Genomic DNA, 4,375 nt, shown 5'->3' with positions numbered 1-4,375 from the left:
GGTCGTACGCGGCGGTGAAGTCCTCCCAGGGGAGCGTGGTCCGGGCGGGGTGGGCGTGGAACAGCTCGTGATAGTGGCCGTAGCCGATCTCCTTCGCCATCAGCGGCCACACGTCCCGCCGCAGGTCCAGCGGGCGGCCCTCGGCGAGCAGCGCGTCCACCGCGGCGGGACCGAAGTGGCGGGGCAGCGCGGGGCGCGGACCCTGGAGCCGGTAGCGGGTCTTGGAGTGGTACGGCACCCCGCGTCGCGACCCGACGTGCAGCACGGGTTCACTCCCCGAGGGAACGTAGCGGAGGGTGCCGTCGGGGCGGGTGCGGAACCGCCCGCCGCGCCCCTCCGTGAGCAGCGCCGTCAGGTCGACGAAGGCCAGCCCGAAGCCGCGCAGCAGGACGTGCTCGCCGGGGCGCAGCCCGGACAGGTCCGCGTCGGCGGAGAACACCGGCGGGAGGTGGAAACGGCCGTGCCGGCGGGCGAAGTCGGCGAACACCCGGTGCTCGGCGGCCGGTTCGGCGCCGATGTGCCCCTGGGCGAGGACCACCAGGTCGGCGGTGAGAGCCGTGGCGCGGTCCGCGAGCCGCACCTGCTGCGGGCCGTCCGGCGGGCCGGTGACCGCGGTCGCCGTGGTGCGGTGCCACTCGACGGTCACCGACGCGGGAAGCTCGGTCAGCACCCGGCGGAACACCCAGTCCAGGTAGGCGCTCTGCGCCCCGCGGGTGGGGAAGTCGGCCGGGTCCAGCGCGCGCAGCTCGGCGAGCACCTCCGGGTCGGCGGGCTCGGCGTACGGGGCGTGGCGCGGGCCCCGGCCGGAGAACTGGGCCGCCCACTCGGCCAGCGACGGGCCCGGCCGCGCCGGACCCTCGACGGTGGACGACTCGTCGGTGAACATCGTGACGTCCTCCGCCATCGAGTTCATCCGCAGCAGCCCGGACTGCTCGTGCCGCCATATCCGCCCCGGACCGGGCGGATGCGGGTCGATCAGATGGATGTGCAACGGCCGTGCGCCGTCCCAGAGTTCGGGCGCGTTGGCGGCGATGCGCTCCAGCAGTCCGGTGGCGCGCGGCCCCGCGCCGACGACGGCCAGGACCGCGGGTGCGGGCGCGCCGCTCACCGGTCACCGCCGGTCACCGGGCGGGCGTCGGCCGCGGTGGCACGGCGCAGCCACAGCCGCAGCGCGGTCAGCCGGAAGCGCAGCCGTTGCAGCGGAGTCGGCGGCAGGGCACGGGAGTTGCCGCGCGCGTAGTGCCGCTCGACGTAGAACTGGGCGATGCTCAGCGCGGTGGTGACCGCGATGTACCACAGGGTGGCGACCATCAGCAGCGGGATGATCTGGTACGTCTGGTTGTAGATGAGCTGCACCGAGTACAGCAGGTCGTGCACGGCCAGCACGCTGACGATGCTCGTGCCCTTCAGGGTGCCGATGAGCATGTTGCCGGCGGTGGGCACGATGGAGCGCATCGCCTGCGGCACGACGATCCGGCGCAGCGTACGGCGTCTGCTCAGCCCGAGCGCCTGGGCCGCCTCGGTCTGCCCGGCGTCCACCGACAGGATGCCGCCGCGCACCACCTCGGCCGCGTACGCGCTCTCGTGCAGGGTCAGGCCGATCACGGCGGTCAGCGTGGGCCCGAGCAGATTGACCGTCTGCACGGTGACGAACTGCGGCCCGAACGGGACGCCGAGGCCGAGCGTCGGGTACAGCGCGCCGATGTTGAACCAGAACAGCAGCTGCACCAGCAGCGGCGTGGACCGGAAGATCCAGACGTAGCCCCAGCTGAGCGTGCGCAGCACCGGGTTGGCGGACAGCCGCATCACCGCCAGCAGGGCGCCGATCAGGAATCCCAGCACCATCACCACGGCCGTCAGCCACAGCGACAGCAGCAGCCCGTCCAGCACGGCGGCGGTGGTGAAGTACCGCCCCACCACGCCCCATTGGAAGGCGTCGTTGCGGACGACGGAGTTGAGGACCATCGCGAACAGCAGCAGGGCGAGCGCGGCGGTGATCCGGCGGCCGGTGTTCCGGCGCGGCACGATCCGCGGCACGTCCGTGTCGGGGGCGGTGGTGTCGTCCGGCTGTTTTCTCGGCGGGATCGCGGCAGGGGCCGGCGTGACGCCGGAAGGCATGACCATCGAAGGACTCTCCGGGGGAGGGGCGCGGGCGTGGATGACCACCCGGCGGCACCCGTGACCGACGGAGCGCGGCAGGGGCCGCCCGCGCGGGCACGGTGCGCCGGGGTCCGGCGTCGTCACATGCGCCGCGTCCCTCAACGCGGCCGGAGCCGCCGCCCGTACGACACGGGCGGCCGGTCCGTCGCCGATCGTAAGCGCCCGTGGCCGCGCCGTGTCAACAGCGCCCGCCGAAGCGCCGGGCAGGCGTCCCGGCATCCGGGCGCCGCTTGACGCGCGGCGCGATGTACTGCTCAATAAGTCGCATGAATGCCCAGCAGCAGCGCCTGGTGTCGCGCGATCACATCGACTTCGGTCGTGTGTGGTCCGCCGCGTGTTGCGCCTGACTCGGCAGCGGGCCGTCTGACCGGCCCTTCCCTCCCTCGGTGACCCCGTCGCGGGCCGAGTTCTTCTCCCACGCGCGCTGCCGCACCCCCGTGTCTTCCGACGCCCGGCGTCGTCACGTCTCCCGTCACCCGTCCTTCGTCTGACGGTTCCTCACCTCCGGGCGCATGCACCGTGGTTCACCCCTGCGTGCGTGCGCCCGGACGCCCCGAGAGGTCACACCCATGCCCGCCGAGCCGTACCGCCGGCCGCCCTCCGCACCACCCTCACGTTCGAACGGCGCCCACCGGCCCGGCCCACGGGCCTGCGGGGCGGTGACGCGATGACGTCCTTCGCGCAACTGCCGTATCGCAACACAGAATTCACATTCGTCGACGTGCCGGTCTCCGACCCCCGGGTGCGTCCGCTGCTGCGGGAACTCGGCGACGAGTACTCCGCCCGCTACGGCCGCGACGCCCACGCCGAGCTGTCCCGCTACCCCGACGAGGAGTTCACCGCGCCGCACGGCGGCGTCCTGCTGCTGCTCCTGGAGCGGGGCGAGCCGGTCGCCGGCGGCGCCTTCCGCCGCCACGACGACGCCACGGCCGAGCTGAAACGCATCTGGACGCACTCCGCGCACCGCAGACGCGGCCTCGCCCGCCGCGTCGTCGCCGAGCTGGAGCGCGTGGCCCGCGCCCGCGGCTACCGGCGCGTGTACCTCACCACCGGCCCCCGCCAGCCCGAGGCCCGCGGCCTGTACCTGGCCGCCGGCTACACACCCCTGTTCGACACGGACGCCGACCCGGAGACCATCGGCCCGCTGCCCTTCGAGAAACACCTCGGCACCCCACAGGACCTCCCCGGCTTCAGAACCCGACTCCACCGCGCCGTCGCGCTCGCCCTGCTGCCGCTGCTGGTCCTCACCGCCTGCGGCTCCGGCGACACCGGCGGCACGGCCCCGGCGGGCGCCCGGGCCGCCGCGGGCGACGATCCCGTCGCGGACGTCCGCAAGGTCGACTCGATCGCCGCCCTGCTGCCCGCCGACGTCCGCGAGGCCGGCACGCTCCGCGTCGGCAGCTCCGTCGGCTTCCCGCCCGGCGCCTACTATCCCAACGGCACGGACAAGGACCCCGAGGGGCAGGACATCGACCTCGCCGACGCCGTCGGCAAGGTGCTCGGCCTCGAGCTCCAGCGTCAGGACGCGTCGTTCGAGACGATCCTGCCCGCGCTCGGCAGCGGCAAGTACGACGTCGGCACCGGCAACTTCGGCGTCACCGAGGAACGCCTGAAGACCATCGACTTCGTCACCTACATCAACGACGGCCAGGGCTTCGCCGTCCGCAAGGGCGACACGAAGCTCGGCAAGCAGAAGATCACCGACCTGGTCCAGCTGTGCGGCCTGACCATCGGCACCGGCGCCGGCACCACCTTCGAGGCCACCCTCACCGCGCAGAAGGGCGTGTGCGCCAAGGCCGGCAAGAAGCCGTACGACGTGAAGGTCTACGCCGAGAACGCCGCCACCCTGACCGCGCTCCAGCAGGGCCGCATCGACGTCGTCATGTCGACCATCAACGGCCTGCGCCACCAGGCGGCGCAGCCCGCCTCGCAGACGGAGTTCCTCGGCGAGTTCCACCGCCTCGACGTCGGCTTCGCCTTCAAGAAGGGCTCCCCGCTCACGAAGGCGTTCCAGGCCGCCGTCAACGAACTGATCAAGGACGGCGTCTACGCCCGGATCCTCGAGAAGTGGGGCACCACCGCCTCGGCGATCGACGCCTCCGAGATCAACCCCCGCGAACACCTCTGAGCCGAGCAGGAACGACGCCATGCCCTCCACCACCGACACCGCGCCGCCCGGCCCGGCCGCCCCCGGCGCCCCGGCACCGCCCCTGCC

3 protein-coding genes and 1 pseudogene are annotated in these 4,375 nt (G+C 73.3%); 2 read left to right on the top strand and 2 right to left on the bottom strand.

Features of this window, described 5'->3' with window-relative positions:
• A partial coding sequence (locus CCN29_RS20255) for an FAD/NAD(P)-binding protein (RefSeq protein ID WP_143661349.1) occupies positions 1-1,108 on the bottom strand: 1,108 nt, incomplete at its 3' end.
• Complete coding sequence (locus CCN29_RS20250) at positions 1,105-2,124, bottom strand: amino acid ABC transporter permease (protein WP_006131956.1); 1,020 nt, start codon at positions 2,122-2,124, stop codon at positions 1,105-1,107. The genes CCN29_RS20255 and CCN29_RS20250, both read right to left, overlap by 4 nt.
• Before the next feature lie 703 nt (positions 2,125-2,827).
• On the opposite strand from CCN29_RS20250, the pseudogene CCN29_RS36060 reads away from it, so the two are divergent.
• Together CCN29_RS36060 and CCN29_RS36055 are read left to right on the top strand one after the other, a co-directional pair.
• A pseudogene (locus tag CCN29_RS36060) lies at positions 2,828-3,328 on the top strand (GNAT family N-acetyltransferase); the annotation flags it as partial.
• Between the two features lie 57 nt (positions 3,329-3,385).
• Complete coding sequence (locus tag CCN29_RS36055) at positions 3,386-4,288, top strand: ABC transporter substrate-binding protein (protein ID WP_239011611.1); 903 nt, start codon at positions 3,386-3,388, stop codon at positions 4,286-4,288.
• Positions 4,289-4,375 lie beyond the last annotated feature (87 nt).

Origin of the sequence: Streptomyces pseudogriseolus, assembly GCA_002154585.1 — a bacterium.
Classification (GTDB): domain Bacteria; phylum Actinomycetota; class Actinomycetes; order Streptomycetales; family Streptomycetaceae; genus Streptomyces; species Streptomyces pseudogriseolus.
This window is presented reverse-complemented; position numbering and strand designations above follow the sequence as displayed.